16 protein-coding genes are annotated in these 16972 nt (G+C 65.1%); 5 read left to right on the top strand and 11 right to left on the bottom strand.

What is annotated here, in order from left to right; genetic code table 11:
• A partial coding sequence (locus ON44_RS39965; RefSeq protein WP_040700025.1) for an amino acid transporter occupies positions 1 to 570 on the bottom strand: 570 nt, incomplete at its 3' end.
• A gap of 197 nt (positions 571 to 767) precedes the next feature.
• On the opposite strand from ON44_RS39965, the gene ON44_RS39960 reads away from it, so the two are divergent.
• Together ON44_RS39960 and ON44_RS39955 are read left to right on the top strand one after the other, a co-directional pair.
• Positions 768 to 2276: an APC family permease gene (locus ON44_RS39960; protein ID WP_040700040.1), complete on the top strand. Its 1509-nt coding sequence runs from the start codon at positions 768 to 770 to the stop codon at positions 2274 to 2276.
• Positions 2273 to 2962 (top strand): helix-turn-helix domain-containing protein, encoded by a 690-nt coding sequence (locus ON44_RS39955; protein WP_040700024.1) that lies wholly within the window; start codon positions 2273 to 2275, stop codon positions 2960 to 2962. The genes ON44_RS39960 and ON44_RS39955 overlap by 4 nt, the downstream gene beginning before the upstream one ends.
• Before the next feature lie 44 nt (positions 2963 to 3006).
• Here the strand turns inward: ON44_RS39955 and ON44_RS39950 are convergent, their stop codons facing one another.
• The 3 genes from ON44_RS39950 to ON44_RS39940 all read right to left on the bottom strand — a co-directional run bounded on the left by ON44_RS39950 (position 3007) and on the right by ON44_RS39940 (position 6719).
• On the bottom strand, positions 3007 to 4230 hold the full coding sequence (locus ON44_RS39950; RefSeq protein WP_040700022.1) for a cytochrome P450 family protein: 1224 nt from the start codon (positions 4228 to 4230) through the stop codon (positions 3007 to 3009).
• Positions 4231 to 4242: 12 nt separating this feature from the next.
• Positions 4243 to 5505, bottom strand: coding sequence for a cytochrome P450 family protein (locus ON44_RS39945; RefSeq protein WP_040700021.1), 1263 nt, complete (start codon positions 5503 to 5505; stop codon positions 4243 to 4245).
• A gap of 467 nt (positions 5506 to 5972) precedes the next feature.
• Complete coding sequence (locus tag ON44_RS39940) at positions 5973 to 6719, bottom strand: NADPH-dependent F420 reductase (protein WP_040700020.1); 747 nt, start codon at positions 6717 to 6719, stop codon at positions 5973 to 5975.
• Between the two features lie 214 nt (positions 6720 to 6933).
• Between ON44_RS39940 and ON44_RS39935 the strand changes: the two genes are divergently transcribed.
• Complete coding sequence (locus ON44_RS39935) at positions 6934 to 7764, top strand: helix-turn-helix domain-containing protein (protein WP_051183074.1); 831 nt, start codon at positions 6934 to 6936, stop codon at positions 7762 to 7764.
• 409 nt (positions 7765 to 8173) lie between these two features.
• The gene (locus tag ON44_RS39930) at positions 8174 to 9079 is read left to right on the top strand and encodes an MHYT domain-containing protein (RefSeq protein ID WP_063721710.1); all 906 of its coding nucleotides are present in this window, start codon (positions 8174 to 8176) and stop codon (positions 9077 to 9079) included.
• A gap of 6 nt (positions 9080 to 9085) precedes the next feature.
• Here the strand turns inward: ON44_RS39930 and ON44_RS39925 are convergent, their stop codons facing one another.
• The 7 genes from ON44_RS39925 to ON44_RS39895 form a co-directional block, all read right to left on the bottom strand.
• Positions 9086 to 9823, bottom strand: a complete 738-nt coding sequence (locus ON44_RS39925) for a glutamine amidotransferase (protein ID WP_040700019.1) — start codon at positions 9821 to 9823, stop codon at positions 9086 to 9088.
• A gap of 25 nt (positions 9824 to 9848) precedes the next feature.
• On the bottom strand, positions 9849 to 10613 hold the full coding sequence (ehuA, locus tag ON44_RS39920; protein ID WP_040700018.1) for an ectoine/hydroxyectoine ABC transporter ATP-binding protein EhuA: 765 nt from the start codon (positions 10611 to 10613) through the stop codon (positions 9849 to 9851).
• Between the two features lie 4 nt (positions 10614 to 10617).
• Positions 10618 to 11286: an ectoine/hydroxyectoine ABC transporter permease subunit EhuD gene (gene ehuD, locus ON44_RS39915; RefSeq protein ID WP_040700017.1), complete on the bottom strand. Its 669-nt coding sequence runs from the start codon at positions 11284 to 11286 to the stop codon at positions 10618 to 10620.
• Positions 11286 to 12011 (bottom strand): amino acid ABC transporter permease, encoded by a 726-nt coding sequence (locus tag ON44_RS39910; RefSeq protein WP_040700016.1) that lies wholly within the window; start codon positions 12009 to 12011, stop codon positions 11286 to 11288. The genes ehuD and ON44_RS39910 overlap by 1 nt, the downstream gene beginning before the upstream one ends.
• A 4-nt stretch (positions 12012 to 12015) precedes the next feature.
• The gene (ehuB, locus tag ON44_RS39905) at positions 12016 to 12903 is read right to left on the bottom strand and encodes an ectoine/hydroxyectoine ABC transporter substrate-binding protein EhuB (protein WP_157187553.1); all 888 of its coding nucleotides are present in this window, start codon (positions 12901 to 12903) and stop codon (positions 12016 to 12018) included.
• A 98-nt stretch (positions 12904 to 13001) separates the two neighbouring features.
• Complete coding sequence (locus tag ON44_RS39900; protein WP_051183069.1) at positions 13002 to 14126, bottom strand: tartrate dehydrogenase; 1125 nt, start codon at positions 14124 to 14126, stop codon at positions 13002 to 13004.
• Positions 14123 to 15595 carry an NAD-dependent succinate-semialdehyde dehydrogenase gene (locus ON44_RS39895; RefSeq protein WP_040700015.1) on the bottom strand — a complete coding sequence of 491 codons (1473 nt, stop codon included), beginning with the start codon at positions 15593 to 15595 and terminating at the stop codon, positions 14123 to 14125. The genes ON44_RS39900 and ON44_RS39895 overlap by 4 nt, the downstream gene beginning before the upstream one ends.
• A gap of 118 nt (positions 15596 to 15713) precedes the next feature.
• On the opposite strand from ON44_RS39895, the gene ON44_RS39890 reads away from it, so the two are divergent.
• A complete protein-coding gene (locus tag ON44_RS39890; RefSeq protein WP_040700014.1) occupies positions 15714 to 16961 on the top strand; it encodes an aspartate aminotransferase family protein in 1248 nt (415 codons plus the stop codon).
• The last annotated feature ends 11 nt before the right edge of the window (positions 16962 to 16972 follow it).

Genomic DNA, 16972 nt, shown 5'->3' with positions numbered 1-16972 from the left:
ACCGCGTCCCATCACGACCGCGGCCAGCACGAGCACGATCCCCACCTCGCCGATCAGCAACAGCCCCAACACCTTCGAGCTGAGCTCGATATGCCGGTAACCGAGCACACCGACCGCGGCGACGACCAGCAATGCATATACGTACCAAGGCAGGTCGGGGCCGCCGATATCGACCACCGATCGTTCGAGCGCGGCGCCGAGATATCCGTAGACCGCCACCTGAATCATCGTGTAGGTCAACAGCGCCAGATACGCCGCGCCCAATCCCATCGGACGTCCGAGCCCGTAGCCGACATAGGTGAAGAAGGCCCCGGCCTTGGGCACATACCGGCTCATCGCCCCGAGCCCGACCGAAAAGAACAGCAGCACTATGGCGGACACCACGAACATGGTCGGATACCCGGCCCCGTCGCCGATCAGCATGCCGATCGGCGCCGCACCACCGATCACGGTGAGCGGCGCGGCCGCCGCCACGACCATGAAGACGATCGCCCCCGGGCCGAGCGAGCCGCGCAGACTGCCGGCCGGTGGGGATGCGGCCGTCGCGTCGAGTGGGGAATTGGCGACCATGGTGAACCTCCGAAACAGGCGAACGCTTTCGATGCACACACTGTTCGCGGGACGCTTTGCCGAAGAGTCACCCGGCGGTAAAGGTCAGCGGTGCGCCGAATGAGACCGCGAATCCGCTCGTCGCCTCGTTTGCCGATCACCCATACATGACGCGACAGCAACGCGTCCGAAACATCCGGTTCCTACATTCCGTCCGTATGAACCCTCACGTCAGCGCCCTGGACCGGGCCATTGCCGATCCCGAGCCGGTGACCGGTGTGGGTACGACATCGCCGATGTCCGGTCTGCACCGGCGCACCCTCGGCTTCGGCGATGTGCTGGCGCAGTCGGTGTCGGCTATCGCGCCGTGCGCCGCGGCCGCCACCGTCCCCGGGCTGTTGGCACTGTACAGCGGCAATGCCGGACTGTGGGCGGCGCTGATCGGGGTCCTGCTCACCCTGCTCGCGGCGGCGACGATCAATCAGTTCACCAAGCGCATCGCGACCGCGGGATCGCTGTACACCTTCACCGCCAAGGGGCTCGGCGCGACGGCGGGGTTCGCGAGCGGGGTGAGTCTGATCCTCGGCTACGGCTTCATTTCGATGTACGCCTTCGCCAATGTCGGCTTCCACGTATCGAATCTGCTCGGCTACTTCGGGGGCGGGCCGACACATGGCTCGAGCGTTCCGTTGCTGTGCGTCATCACGTGCGGAGTGCTGTGCACGGTCGTCATGGTGCGCGGCATCCGGCTGTCAGCGCGGGTCAGCCTACTGGTCGAGTCGGTCGCCGTGGCCGTGCTCATCGCACTGGTCGTGGTGCTGTTCATCGGACAGGGCAGTCAACCGATCTCCTGGGAGCTGATCGCGCCACGCCAGTTGAGCCTCGGTCAATTGGTCACCGGAGTAGTCATCGCGATCACGGCCTTCGTCGGGTTCGAGAGTGCCGCATCGCTTTCGGTCGAGGCCCGCCGCCCGTTCGCGACCGTACCGCGCGTACTGACCTGGTCGCCGATTGCCGCGGGCCTGCTCGTGGTGGCCGCGACCTCGGTGCAGACCACCGGATTTCGGGCGGCGAACGTCGCGCTCGGCGAGGATGTCACGCCGGTGTCCGCGCTCTCGGCCTATTACGGCGTCGGCTGGATCACTCCGATCCTCGACATCGGGGTCGCCGCCTCATTTTTCGCGTGCGCACTCGCGTCCTCGACGGCGCTCGTGCGCGTGCTGCTCGCACTTGCCATCGACGGCGTGATCCCGGCGACCGTCGGCCATACACATTCCCGGTTCAAGACACCACATATCGCGATCTACACCGCAATGCCGGTGCTCACCATCGGGCCCATCATCCTGTTACTCGCGGGCGCGACCTCGAAACAGGCCGTCGGTATTCTCCTGGCCGTCTCCGCGGGTGGATACGTCCTGGCCTACACCCTTGTGTGCTCGGCCGCCGTATTCTTCCTACGCCGGATCGGCGAGCTGACGATATGGCCCGCCATCGGAGCGGCGAGCGCCGCCTGCTGTCTCGGTGCCTGCCTTGCCGTATATCTGATCAGAGAGTCGAATAGTCCCCGTGCCGTGGGTGTTTGGCTCTTCGTGTGCAGTGTCGCGCTCGCCCTCGCGTGGTTCGCCCGCGCGCGACGGATGGTCGCTCGGATGGGCACCCATGACACCCCGATCCGAGACGAGGTGCTCGGAGGTGCACCAACCGGCTCCGACCGGCGGCCGCGGTGACCGCCTCCGGTGCGCTCGGCGGGCGACAACCCAAGGCCGTACTCAGCGCGCTGGTTGTGCTCGAGGAGGTCGCCGCCTGCGGACCGGGCGTCACCGCACGAGAGATCAGCCGTAACCTCGCCATGCCCAAGGCGACCATCTACCGATTGCTCAATCTCCTTGTCCAACAGGAATATCTGGTCCGCACCCCTGATCTCAGCGGCTTCGCGCTCGGCAGCAAGGTCACCGAACTCGCCGGAATGGCGGCTCCCCCAAGGATTCCAGCGGCTGCGGTGGATATTCTCGAGAGCCTGCGCGGGCGCATCCGAGGCGGCATCCACCTCGCGGGATACCACCGCACCGGCACTACGCGCCCACTTGTACGCATCCTCGACGCCGACCCCGAATACCCTATCGAGCACGAACAATTGGTCATCCGCGACCTGACCGCCTCCGCCATCGGCCGACTCGCCCTCGCCGAATCCGACCCGGGCACCGATATCCATCGCCATGGTTTCGCGATGCAACTCGATGAACTCCGCGCAGGCTCCGGCTGCCTCGCCGTCCCCATCCGCGACCGCACGGGCACCCTCGTCGCGGGACTCACTCTCTCGACCACCTCGGCCCGCCTACACCACCTCGAGTCCGTCCTCCCGCTACTGCTGCCGCAACGCCGAGAACTCGAAATCGCGTTGACCGAGCGGTGATCAGTCAACGGGGGTGCCGATGTGACGGCACCCCCGTCGCGCCGCTACGCGTCCAGGAAAACCGGCAACGTGCGGTGTCCGTTCGAAATGAAACTGCCGACCGGCGCCAATTCCGCCGGATCCACGGCCAAGCGCATATTCGGGAAGCGCTCGAAGATTGCCGGGAGAGCGATCGTCGCCTCCAGCCGAGCGAGCGGGGCGCCGATGCAGTGGTGCGCACCGTGCCCGAAGGACAGGTGTTCCTTGTTGACCCGGTGCAGGTCGAACGTCGCGGCGGTGGCACCGTGCAGATTCGGATCGCGTCCCGCGGCGGCATAGGACGCCAGAATCGCCTCGCCCTTGGGAATTCGGATCTCACCGAGCTCGATATCCTCGACCGCGTAGCGCAGCGGCAGGTGCGCGACCGGCGCCTCGTAGCGCAGTGTCTCCTCCACCAGATCCGACCACGGCACCCGGCCCTCGACCAGATCGGCGCGCTGCTCCGGATGGGTGAGCAGGATGTAGATCGCCTGATCGAGCAAATTCACCGTGGTCTCGTGACCGGCATTGATGACCAGCATCAGCGTATCGACGAGTTCCTTCTCGCTCAGCTGCGAGCCGTCGTCCTCGTCGCGGGTGGCGATGAGGACACTGGTGACATCGTCGCCAGGCGTCTCGCGCCGGTAGGCCACGAGTTCGCTGACGAGGCGGTACATCTCGAGGTAGTTGGCCTGCGCTTCCTCGGGGCCGAACGAGGTATCGAAGAAACCGTCGACACATTTGCGCAGACCGGGACCGAGATGTTCGGGCACACCCATCATTTCGGTGATGATCTCGATCGGCACCGGATAGGCGTAACCCTCCCGCAGATCGGCCACCTCGCCCTTCGGGGTGGCCGCGAGCGCGTTCAGCAGACCCTCGGTGATCGCCTCGATCCGCGGACGCAGCGCCGTGGTGCGACGGTGCGTGAACGCGGGCGAGACCAGTTTGCGCAGGCGGCGATGGTCCGTGCCGTACGCGGTGAACATATTGTCCACCGCGATCCACGGAAGCAGCGGCCACTCCTCGGTGATCTCGCCATTGATGAACGAAGACCAGTGCTGCCGTGCGTCTTTCGACACCCGCGGATCGGCGAGCAAACTCTTGAGCACGGCGGCATCGGTCACCGACCACGCGGGCACGCCGCCGGGCAGGGCGACCAGCGCGACCGGCCCGCGCTCCCGGATCCGCTCGTTCTCGCCTTGGATATCAGCGCCGGTCAGATCCAGGACCAGCGGTTCATGCTCCATCGTTATCTCCTTTTAGAAAACGGGCAGCGGAGGGGACTTGGGGAAGACGACCGGCAGCGCCGCCAATGCGCGGTGGAACGGTCCGGGCCGCCAAGCCAATTCGTCCGCGGGTATGGCCAGTTCCATCTCGGGCAGCGCGTCGAGCAGCTGATCGATGGCGTCCTGAACGACCAGGTAGGCGACGGATTTCGCGGGGCAGGCGTGTGGCCCGGCGCCCCACGCCAGATGCGAGCGGTTGCCGGTGCGGTCGCCGCCGCGGATCGCCGGATCGTTATTGCAGCCCGAAAGGCTGACCACGACCGGCTGATGGGCGGGTAGCCAGGTGTTGTCGATGAGGATCGGCTGGCGCGGGTAGGTGATGCTGAAGTTGGCCATCGGCGGGTCGTTGAACAACACCTCGTCGAGTGCGTCGCGGGTCGAGAGGCTACCGCCGAGCATCTCACCGCCGAACCGGTCGTCGGTGAGCATCAGCAGCAGGGTGTTCGTGATCAGATTCTGCATCGGTTCGATGCCCGCACCGTAGAAACTGATCAGCTGGCATAGCATTTCGGTATCGTCGAGCTTGGACGGGTGGTGGGCCATTCGCGAGGTGACGTCGTCACCGGGCTCGGCCCGGCGTAGCTGCACCAGCTCCAGCAGTGCCTCGCTGAGCATCGCCATACCAGCGGCCGCCTCGACGGTGTCGAAGAGCATCGCCATACCGGTCGCGACCCGCTGCCCCAGTTCCGGTGAGCAGCCGACCATCTGGTTGATGACCTCGAAGACGACCGGCAGCGCGTACTGGGTGACCAGGTCGACCTCGCCGGTCTCACAAAAGGTGTTGATCACCGGGATGGCGATCTTCTCGACCGTCGAATGCAGTTCGTGCAGATCGATTCCGTCGATGCTGCCGGTGTAAGCCTGCCGGTAGCGGGCATGCGCCGCCCCGGCGTTGCGTAGCGCGTTCGGGTACCACATCATCATCGGCTTGACGGGTGAGTCGTCGGGAACCGTCTGTTCCCAATGCCGCGGATCCGCCGGAAAGTGTTCCGGATCATTGAGGATTCGCACCGCGGTCTGATAACCGACCACCAGGGTGGCGGGCACACCCGGCGCCAACTCCATCGGCACCAGCGACCCGTACTGGCTGCGCGCCTCCCGATAGGCCCGATGCGGATCGGCGGCGAACTCCGGAGTATGCAACAGAACTCGAGGTTCGCCGGGATCGAGCGGTGAGCCGTGCAGCGCGGGGCAGACTCCGGTGGCGGTGGTGTGGGTTGCCGGTGGCGTGGTCAAAGGCGTGACTCCAGACGTTGGATCAGCAAGGAGGCCAGGATCAATGGAAGCACCGCGGCGATAACACAGCCTGCGGCCACAGCTCTCAGTTCAGCCCTCCTCGCGACGCCGACCGTATGTGACCCCGGCCATGAGGTCCGCGTCGAGAACTCGAACCCTGGCGAGGCAACCACAGTCGACTGCGGTCACCTCACAGCCCCTGCAGGACAGGCGATTTCGACGCACAATCACCGGACGCCCTACCAGCCGCCCAGAACTCGACGACCCGCCCACGTTATCAGCATCCGGAAGAAGTCTCTCCAGATCCGCCCGCAACGCCTGCGCACCCCACGCGAACGGCAAATATGTTGAGCTGCTATTGATCGCGTCACTCATCGAAGGTCGACCAGCAGTAGTTCCGCACCCACACTCTGTGCACGGCCGGTACTGGATGGGCATCCGAAGCGAGCTGCTCGACGGCGTGCTACTCAGTTGGCGCTGGGAAGTTCGGCTTCGCCTGCGGGCCGGCGGACTGCGGTTTCGATGAGTTCGGTGAGTTGGGGTATGGAGACGGAGATGCCGGGGGTTCGGTGGGTCCACTGGAGGAAGGCGTCGACGTCCATGGCTGGGATTTCGCCGAGGTAGGGGCGGATGTATGCCGGGGTGTTCGGTTCGGTGCGCCAACTGGCGGAGAGGGGGCCGATATCTACGGCGTCGTAGCCGAGGAGGTCGAGTAGGCGGCTGACCTCGGCTTTGGCTGCCGTGTTGTCGCCTGCGATGGGGAGGGCGCTCCGGTCCGGGGCATCAGTGGGGCGGGCGAGGGAGAGCAGCTGGTGTGGGGTGATCGTGTTGAATGCCTTGACCACGTGGGAATCCGCGAGGTGGCGCTGGATCAGAGCGCTGGAAGTCAGTGCGCCTGTGTCCAGTTCGGCCAGGTGACCGTCTCGTTCCGGGTAATAGTTCGCCGTGTCCAGGACCGTCTTTCCGGCCAGCGCTGCCGCGGGGAGCTTTTGATAGGCCAGCAACGGTATCGCTGCCACCACCAGGTCTGCGGCGCGCGCCGCTTCCGCTGGAGTCCCAGCTCGGGCCTGCCCGCCGAGTTCGGCGACGAGATCAGCGAGGGTCGCGGGGCCTCGCGAATTACTGGCGACGACATCGAGACCTGCCGAAATGGCTAGGCGGGCAATGGAAGTACCGATCATTCCGCTGCCGATCAGTCCGAGTGTTCCGTGCACGGCTTCTCCGTTCGTTGGCGTGGGTGCCGCCTGACAGCGTGGAGCTACCACGGCCGCGCAACCAGGCCCATGTGCTGCGTACTCACGGCGTGATCACCCGATTCGCCACGGCGGCAACGACATGGCGGCCGTGTGCCGCGCACTCACGGACGACCACCCAACGCGCCACCGCGGCTATGGAATGGTCGCCGCGACCCCTGCGTTGGCTTGTCGTGTGGACGACCGGACCGAGCTGAGCGGGTTCCTCAAATCGCGCCGAGCTCGGCTGCGCCCGCAGGATGTCGGGCTGCGCGACCACGGCGGAGTGCGCCGAGTCGCCGGCCTGCGGCGCGAGGAGTTGGCCCGGGTGGCGGGGGTGAGCATCGCCCACTACACGCGCCTGGAGCAGGGCAAGAGCGACGGCGTCTCGGACGAGGTCCTACAAGCCATCAGCGCGGCGCTGCGCCTGGACACGGACGAATCGACATATCTGCACCGGATCGCACGGCGTCCGCAACCGTGCGCACAGGAGACACCGTCGGCGGATATACCTGTGGGCCTGCGTTATCTGCTGGATTCGTTCGTGATGACACCGGCACTGGTAGTCGGTCGCCACACCCAGATCATCGGGTGGAACCGACTCGCTGTCGCGGTATTCGGTGACTTCCCCGCACTCCCCCACGACCGCCGTACCCTCTCACACCTCCTGTTCACCGAGCCTCACCTGCACGAACTACTCGGACCGGGTTGGGATCAGGCGGCACTCGCGCACGTGGCGCATCTGCGTGTTCTGCTCGGACGCTATCGCGGACACACCGAACTCACGGCGCACATCGAGAACATGAAAGAGCTGAGCCGGGACTTCGCACGAATGTGGGCCGAGCACCCGGTCGCACAGGTCCGGAACCGGACGTACGCGCTGCACCATCCGCTCGTCGGCGCACTGACCCTGCACGGCGAACTCATCGCACTCCCCGACGCACCGTCGTGCTGCGGCCTGGATCTGTTCGCCGCCGAGCCGGGTTCGGCATCCGAACAGGCGCTGCGGGAACTCGGGAATCACTAGCCCGCCTCGGTCCTTCGGTGGGTTCGTCGCGCATGAGATCGCGGCTCGGCTGCGCCCGACCAGCGAGCCCGCTGCCGACACGTGATCGCCTCGGTACACCGAACGCCCGAAGCGCGCGGCGCGGCGAGCCCGGCTCCCAGAACTGAACGCTGATCGATTGCTATGCCGGAAACTATGTGTTAGCTGTGAATCTGGGACCCGCGCTGGCCACGAGCGTCCGACCTGGCTATTGTCAGCGCCTGGCGGAAATGCCAGTGTAAATTTCCGCAGATCGTGAGGTTCCACCCGATGTTCATTGGTTTACTGCCGCTGCGCTCGACGGGCAGCTGGTCGCCGCCGACCGATAGCGGGTCCTCCCCACCGACCGGCATTCGGCCGCCACGGCACAACTGGTGAACGCGGAGTACACATGCTAGAACTCGATCATTTCAGTCACGGCTGGTTGACCCCGGTCATGGCCTACCTCGTCTCCATCATCGGATCCGGCCTCGCGCTCCGGTGTGTGACACACGCTCGGTCCTCCGATTGGCCGGCCGGGTGGCTGGCCACCGCCGCCGTCTCCCTCGGTGGGGCGGGCATTTGGGTCATGCATTTCACCGCCATGCTCGGCTTCTCCATCCACGGCGCCACCATTCGCTACGACGTTCCGATGACATTGCTCAGTGCGGTCATCGCGATCGTGGTCGTGTGGGTCGGGCTGTCGATCGTCGTACGCGGTCGAAACGAATTCGTGGCGCTGCCGATCGGCGGCACGATCACCGGACTCGGCGTGGCCGCCATGCACTACCTGGGCATGTACGCGATGAAGACCACCGCACACGTCGAATACGACCGCAACACGGTAGTGGTGTCGATCGTGATCGCGGTAGTCGCGGCCACCGCGGCACTGTGGTTCATGCTGCATGTCCGCGGCCTGTTCGCCACCATCGGCGCCGCGCTGATCATGGGTGTCGCAGTGTGCGGAATGCACTACGTCGGGATGACGTCCATGCACGCCAGCCATGCCGACCACCAGGTCGACAGCGGCGGCATCGATCCCCTCCAGCTGGTGTCACCACTGATCGTGACCGTCACGCTGGTCATCATGATGCTGATGGTCGTCGTCGGACTCGCCGAGATCGACGAACGCAGCACCCGCGAAGCGCTGCCGGAGCGGCGGCGCGAAGCGGTGCCGGTCCGGCGCGAACCGTCAGCCACGACGACCGGATCCTGGCCGGTGATCACCGACGTGCGTGCCGACTCACCCAGCTGGGCGCTGCGTACCAGCTCGCGCACCGAACACCGAAAACGCCATCGCCTCGACTCCGATCGGTAATCGGACCTATCCGCGGCAGTACCGCGCGATGAATCGACTCAGAATCGCACTGGGCACCGTGATCGATTCCCGATGACCGAGTTCGATCAGGTCCTCGGCCTCATGCGGTTCGAAGTAGCCCGCATGCCGGTAAACTTCGATGCGCAAAGCCAGTCCGTCGCTATCCAATTCCGGATGGAATTGGGTCGCGTACACGTGCTGCCCGACGCGAATCATCTGAACCGGGCAATCGGCCGAGCCGGCCAGCAGCACCGCACCGGGCGGCACCTCCTGACAGGCTTCCTTGTGTCCGACGAACGCTCGGAATGTCCGCGGAATGCCTGCCAGCAGCGGGTCCGTCCAGCCATGCTCGGTCAGATCGATGGTCTGCGCGCCGACCGGTTCACTGTATTGCCGGACGCTCACCTCGCCGCCGAGCACGTCGGCGAGGATGCCCAATCCGTAGCAGGCGCCCAGATACGGGAAATCCCGGCCGACGATCTCGGTCATCAGCTTCTTCAGCTTGGGTTCGAATGTCCGCTGGTACCCGTATTTCTCGACGTCCGGACTGCTGACATTGCTCGGCCCGCCACCGACGATCACCGCCGAGTAATCGTCGAGATCGATATCCGGGAATTCCTGATCCATCTGCACCCGGACCGTGTCACCCTCGGCGAGGTCGGCCATGCGCAGGACGGCGCGGTATTCGTCATCCGCGGCGGGTCGCTCCGGCCGCAACTGCAGGACTAGACACGGCTTGGTCATGCATCAGATTGTGGAAGATCGGCGGTCAGTTTTCATCCAAGACCGCCTTTAAGAATTCGCGAGTCCGATCCTGCCGGGGATCGGTGAAGATCCGTTCCGGATCACCGTCCTCGAGCACGCGCCCCGCGTCGAACATCATTACGCGATCGGAAACCTTGCGGGCGAACTGCATTTCGTGCGTCACGCAGAGAAACGTGATCTCGGTATCGGCCGCGATATCCGCCAGCAGATGCAGCACTCCGGTCACCAGCTCCGGATCGAGCGCCGAGGTCACCTCGTCGAGCAGCAGCACCTCCGGCTCCATGGCCAGCGCCCTGGCAATGGCGACTCGCTGCTGCTGGCCGCCGGACAGGTGCGCGGGACGGGCGTCGATTTTGTCGGTGAGCCCGACCAGTTCGAGCAATTTTCGCGCCCGCTCCTCGGCGGCGTCCTTGGACTGGCCGAGACCGCGGACCGGGCCCTCGGTGACATTGCGCAGCACGGTCATATTCGGGAACAGATTGAACTGCTGGAACACCATGCCGATCTTGCGGCGCATCCGACGTAGGTGAGCCGGACCGGCGGGCACCAGTTTGTCACCGCGGCGCTGATGGCTGAGCAATTCTCCGCCGACCTCGATGGTGCCCGCGTCTATCTGTTCGAGTCCCATGAGCAGGCGCAGAATTGTGGTCTTGCCCGAGCCGGACGGCCCGATCAAGGTGACGAATTCGCCTGGCGCAATGGCGAAATCGAGTTCGTCCAGGCACACCGTGGCGCCGTAGCGCTTTTCCACACCGGTGAACCGGATCATCGGTTCAGACACGTCGTTCCAACTTTCGTACCAGGATCGAGCACGGATAGCTCAGCGCGAGAAAGGTCAGACCGGCCGCGAACCAGGCCTCGGGTCCCGCGCCGCCGGTATCGGCCGCGTACTCGGTTTTGACCTGATACACCATGTCGAGGATGACGATCGAGGACAGCAGCGGCACCTCTTTGAACATGGCGATCGTGTAATTGCCCAGCGCGGGCAGCACCCGCGGCACCGCCTGCGGCAGAATCACATCGACCCAGGTGCGTGTGCGCGGCAGATTCAGCGCCGTGGCCGCCTCCCATTGCGCAGCGGGCACCGCGTCGATACCCGCGCGGAATACCTCCGAGGTATAGCAGGCGTAGTGCACACCGAGTGCCGTCACGCCGACCACCAGACGTTGGGTGTCGATGGACAGCCCACCGAGCAGATCCGGACGCACCACCCAATACAGGAAAAAGATCTGCACCAAAAGCGGTGTGCTGCGGATGAATTCGATGAATGCCCACAGCAGCTGATCGACCACCGGAATCCGCAGCCGCCGGATCACCGCGAAGATCAGACCGAGCACATACGCGACCAGCGATCCGAGCACGGTGTACTGGATCGTGACGAGCAGCCCGTCCCATATGAAGGGAAAGGCATCGAAGAAGCGGTCCCACCGCCATTTCTCCATCAGACCCCCACATGTGCCGAGAGTCGAATGCTCGAACGCTTCGGCCGCCGCCCGACCCGCCGGGCCGCCAACAGCTCGAGCACCCGCATGATCACCGTGACCACCACCGCGATCAGCAGGTACACGACCAGCTGGATCGCGTAGATCAGACCGAGTTCGCGAGAGAACGCAGGTACGGCACGCAGTTCATCGGCCTTCTTGAACACCTCGGGCACCGCGATAAAGCTCAGCAGCGCAGTGGCTTTCACGAGTTGGATGAACAGATTGTTGAACGACGGCAGCATCTCCACTACGGCCTGCGGCAGGATTACCCGCCACATGCGTTGCGCCGGTGACAGATTCAGCGCGATCGCCGCCTCGACCTGCGCCTGCGGCACGGATCCGATCGCACCCCTGACTATTTCGGCACCGTAGGCGCCGTGGTTGAGACCGAGCACGATAATGCCGATCACCAGCAGACCCTTCGCCGTCGCACCGAGCGATACTCCGAAAAAGATCGGTATCGCCACCGCGAAGAAGAACAGCTGCACCACCTCCGAGCTGCCCCGGAACCCCTCCACATAGATGCGGGTGACGAACCGCACCGGCAGATACGGCGACAGCATGGCGATTCCGGCGCCGAAGGACAGCACGACGGTCAGCGCGATGCCGCCGACCGCCGCCCACAGCGTGAAAGGAAGACCCTGGAGTACCCGCTCGAGGTAGGTCGAGAAATGTGACGACACGAGGTCAAGCCGTGCAGTACTGCTCGGCCGTGGCCGCCGGATCCGCCTCGTTCGCCTTGGTCAGGCCGAACGGCTCCACCAGCTTCAACCATTCACCGCTTTCGTGCAGTGCGCGCAGCTCGCGGTTGAAGTCCTCGCGGAACTTGTCGTCGCCGATGCGGAAGTTGAAGGTGCCGACATCCGGCTTATTGCCGAAACGGAAGGACGGGCCGACCGCCAGGTTGGCGTCCGGATTGTTCTTCACCAGCCATGCGGCCGTGACGTCGAGCATTGCCGCGCCGTAGACGTCCTTGTTGCGCACCGCGCGCAGGATGTCGTCCTGTTTGGCCATCGGCTCGACGAGTTGCGATGGCACGCCCGAGGATTGTGCGTAACCGTTCTCGACTGCGCCACCCAGCGTGGCTATCCGGACGTTCTCCCGGGTGATGTCCTCGAACTTGTTGATATTGCGTGGATTGCCTTCCGGCACCAGGAATGCCGAGCCGACTTGGTAGTCGGGAGTGGCGAATGCCGAACTCTCACATCGCTTCGGGTTGATGAACATGCCCGCCGCGACGAATGCGTAGTTCTTGGCCCGAACACCGTCGATCAGTCCGTCGAAATCGGTAACGACGCCTTCGATTTCGTTGATGCCGAGTCGTTTCAATACCGCGCGGGCGACGGTCGGCGCATATCCGGTCAGCTGGCCGTCGGCACCGAGGAAAGCCCACGGCGCCTCGTTGGCGAAGCCGACCTTGATCTTGCCCGAGGATTTCGCATCCTCGTAGGTCACCGCCGCCGCATCGTCGCCACCCAATCCGCAGCCCGCTACCACTACGAGGCTGGCCGCGGCCACCGCGGCGGCCATGGCGCGACGCAATCGCCTGCGCGCACCTTCGAATTCGAACTTCATGACCTCGTCCTTCCGCAGACACACGAGTCGACCCATGGTCGCGGATGAACTTTGCGATCAGCCTGCCGAATTCTTTGCGGTCACATGACGATGCTGATCTACGGTTGCGCGAATACCGAATCGGTCTCGATCAATTCGACCGCACGGTGCGCAATGGCACTGCCGAGTTCACCGGTCGTCGCGGTGCCGCCGAGATCCGGTGTGCGAATTCGACCTTCGCGCAGGACATCACAGACCGCGCGATCCACCGCGGTGGCGGCGGCATATTCGCCCAAGTGCTCCAGCAGCATTGCTCCGGCGAGAATCTGCGCGACCGGATTCGCAATGCCCTGGCCGGCGATATCGGGCGCGCTACCGTGTACCGCCTCGAACATCGACGGCGCCGTGCGCTCGGGATTGATATTGCCCGATGGGGCGAGGCCGAGGCCACCCGTTACCGCGGCGGCCAGGTCGGACAGGATATCGCCGAAGAGATTCGATCCGACGATGACATCGAGGCGATCCGGATGCAGCACGATTTCGGCTGCCAGCGCGTCGACATGCAGCTGTCGGGTCTCCACCTGCGGATATTCCGAGGCTATACGCTCGAAGATGCTGTCCCAGTACGGCATCGAGTGCAGCAGCCCATTCGATTTGGTGGCCGAGCACAGGCGTCCGTCGCGTTCGAGGGCCCGCTCGAAGGCGTAGCGGATGATCCGTTCGCAGCCCACCCGCGTGAAGATCGACTCCTGCCGGACGAATTCGTCGGTGCGGCCGGGATGGTGCATGCCGCCGATCGCGGAGTATTCGCCCTCGGAATTCTCCCGCACGATCAGGATGTCCAGGTCTTCGGCGGTACGGTCGCGCAAGGCCGATTCGGTGCCGGGCAGCAGCCGGACCGGACGCAGATTCACGTACTGGCCGAAGGCGCGACGCAGCGGAATCAGCAAACCCCACAGCGAAATATGATCGGGTACACCGGGAAAGCCGACCGCACCGAGCAGGATCGCGTCGAATCCGGCCAGTTGACCGGGCGCGTCGGCGGGCATCATCGCTCCGGTGCGCAGGTAATTCTCACAGGACCAGTCGAATTCGGTCCATTCGATACCGGGCAGCACCGCGTCTAGTACCGCTACCGCCTCGGCCGTGACATCGACACCGATGCCGTCGCCGGGAATGGTAGCTATCCGATACGTCCCCCGACCGCCACCCCTCGTGGAATCGCTTCGCGCTGCTGTACTCATAGTCGCACTCCGATGTATTTGGTCTCCAGGAATTCGTCTATGCCGGTGAGTCCGCCCTCACGGCCGAGCCCGGATTCTTTCACGCCGCCGAACGGTGCGGCGGGATTGGAGACTACTCCCTGATTCAGACCGACCATGCCGGTTTCCAGCGCCTCACACACCCGCAGGCCGCGCCGCAGATTCTCGGTGAAAACATAGCCCACCAATCCGTATGGCGTGTTATTTGCGCGCGCGACGACCTCGGCTTCGGTATCGAAGGCGGCAATCGCTGCGACCGGTCCGAAAATCTCGGTGTGGCACATCTCGGCGTCATCGGGCACATCGGTCAATACCGTTGCGGGATAGAAGTTTCCGAGTCCCTCCAACGCAGCGCCGCCGGTGCGCACGATGGCCCCGCGGCGGACCGCGTCGGCGACCAGACCGGTCACCTTCACCACGGCATCGGCGTCGATCAGCGGACCGACCACGACTCCCGGCTCGGTCCCGCGCCCCATCGGCAGCGCCTTCAGCCGGTCCGCAAGCCGAGTCGCGAATTCGTCAACGACACCGCGCTGCACGAAGATTCGGTTCGCGGCAGTACACGCCTGCCCGATATTGCGCATCTTCGCCGCGAGCGCGCCCTCGACGGCCTCATCCAGGTCAGCATCGTCGAATACGATGAACGGCGCATTGCCGCCGAGCTCCATCGAGGTGCGCATCACGGTCCGCGCGCACTGTTCGAGCAGTAGCTTCCCGACGGCGGTCGAACCGGTGAACGACAGCTTGCGCGAGCGACTGTCCAGAATCAGCGGCGTCATCACCGCCGCCGGATCGGATGTGGTGATCACATTGACGACACCCGCCGGGACACCGGCCCGATCCAGGATGTCGGCCAGTGCCAGCATCGAAAGTGGCGTCTGCTCAGCGGGTTTCACGACGCAGGTGCATCCCGCGGCCAGTGCCGGACCGATCTTGCGGGTCCCCATGGCCATCGGGAAGTTCCACGGCGTGATGAGCAGGCTCGGACCGACCGGCTGTCTGGTCACCAAGAAGCGCGAACCACCTGCCGGTGCGGGCATGTACCCGCCGTCCAGGCGGACGGCCTCCTCGGCGAACCATCGGAAAAACTCTGCCGCATAAGCGATTTCACCGCGCGCCTCGGCCAGTGGCTTACCCATTTCCAGCGTCGTGATCAGCGCGAGTCGTTCGGCATCGGCAAGCATTGCCCGGTGCGCGTCCATGAGGATGTCGCTGCGCTGTCTCGGCGTCGTTCGCGCCCACTCCGCCTGTGCCCGATCGGCCGCGACCAAGGCGTCGAGCCCATCGGTCGCATCGGCATCGGCCACCTCGCAGAGCAACCGGCCGGTTGCCGGGTCGGTGACCGGGAGCGTAGCGGCTGTTCCGCGCCACCCGCCGTCGATGAACAGTCCCGTCGGAACCGTGTCGATCGCGGCGCGTTCGGCTGCGGTCAGGGCGGTTTCGGTGAGCATGTGGGCTCCTTTTCATTCCCGACGCGGCCTTCGGCCATTGCTGTCAACCCCGCGCCCATGTTATGCATATTGTCAACAATCCGACAATAGACAATCAGCGGCGCCCGGGAGGCGGATCATGACCGAGTTATCCCCCGTTCTCAAGCAGGCCACCCCGGTAACCGTCGACCACGGATCGGGCTGCTACCTCTACGGCACCGACGGTCGCCGCTATCTCGACTTCACCGCGGGCATCGGCGTAACCAGCACCGGTCACTGCCACCCGCATGTGGTCGCGGCGGCCCAGGCCCAGGTCGCCAGCCTGATCCACGGCCAATACACCACCGTCATGCACCGGCCGCTACTCGAACTCATCGAGCGCCTCGGCACGGTGCTGCCCGAAGGTCTGGACACGCTGTTCTTCGCCAACTCCGGCAGCGAGGCGGTAGAGGCCGCGCTGCGCCTGGCACGCCAGGCGACCGGACGGCCGAATATCGTTGTCTTCCAAGGCGGATTCCACGGTCGCACCGTCGCGGCGGCGACCATGACGACCTCGGGCACCCGCTTCTCCGCGGGGTTCAGCCCGCTGATGTCCGGTGTGCACGTGGCGCCGTTCCCCACCGCCTACCGCTACGGCTGGACCGAGGCCGAGGCCACCGACTTCGCGCTGCGCGAACTCGATTACCTCTTCGCCACCGTCACCTCGCCCGCCGAAACCGCCGCATTCGTGGTCGAGCCGATGCTCGGTGAGGGCGGCTACATCCCCGGAAATGCCACGTTCTTCCGTGGGCTGCGCGAACGCGCGGACCGGCACGGCATTCTGCTCATCTTCGACGAGATCCAGACCGGCTTCGGCCGGACCGGAAAGTTCTTCGGACATCAGCACTTCGGCGTCCGCCCCGATGTCATCACCATCGCGAAGGGCCTGGCCAGCGGATTCCCGCTGTCCGGAATCGCCGCCCCGCGCGAGCTGATGGCCAAGGCCTGGCCCGGCTCGCAGGGCGGCACCTACGGCGGCAATGCGGTGGCCTGTGCGGCGGCAATCGCCACACTCGAGGTGATCGAATCGGAGGGCTTGGTGCATAATGCCGCCGCGCGCGGCACGCAACTGCTGACCGGACTGCGCGAGGGCGCCACCAAGGCGATCGGCGATGTGCGCGGCCTCGGACTGCTCTGTGGAACCGAATTCACCACCGCCACAGGCGAACCCGATACCGCGACCGCCGTCGCCGCCCAGCGGCTGGCGGTCGAGAAGGGGCTACTGTTGCTCACCTGCGGTGCGTATATGAATGTGGTGCGGATGATCCCGCCGCTGATCGTGACCGATACCCAGATCGACGATGCGCTCGCGATCTGGTCGTCCGTGCTCGCCGAACTCCCCGCGTGACCAGGAGGCAG

It is taken from the genome of Nocardia vinacea NBRC 16497, assembly GCF_000308835.1.
In the GTDB taxonomy this organism is placed as follows: Bacteria; Actinomycetota; Actinomycetes; order Mycobacteriales; family Mycobacteriaceae; genus Nocardia; species Nocardia vinacea.
The sequence above is the reverse complement of the archived record's forward strand: the minus strand, read 5'-3'. Positions and strand labels throughout refer to the sequence as shown.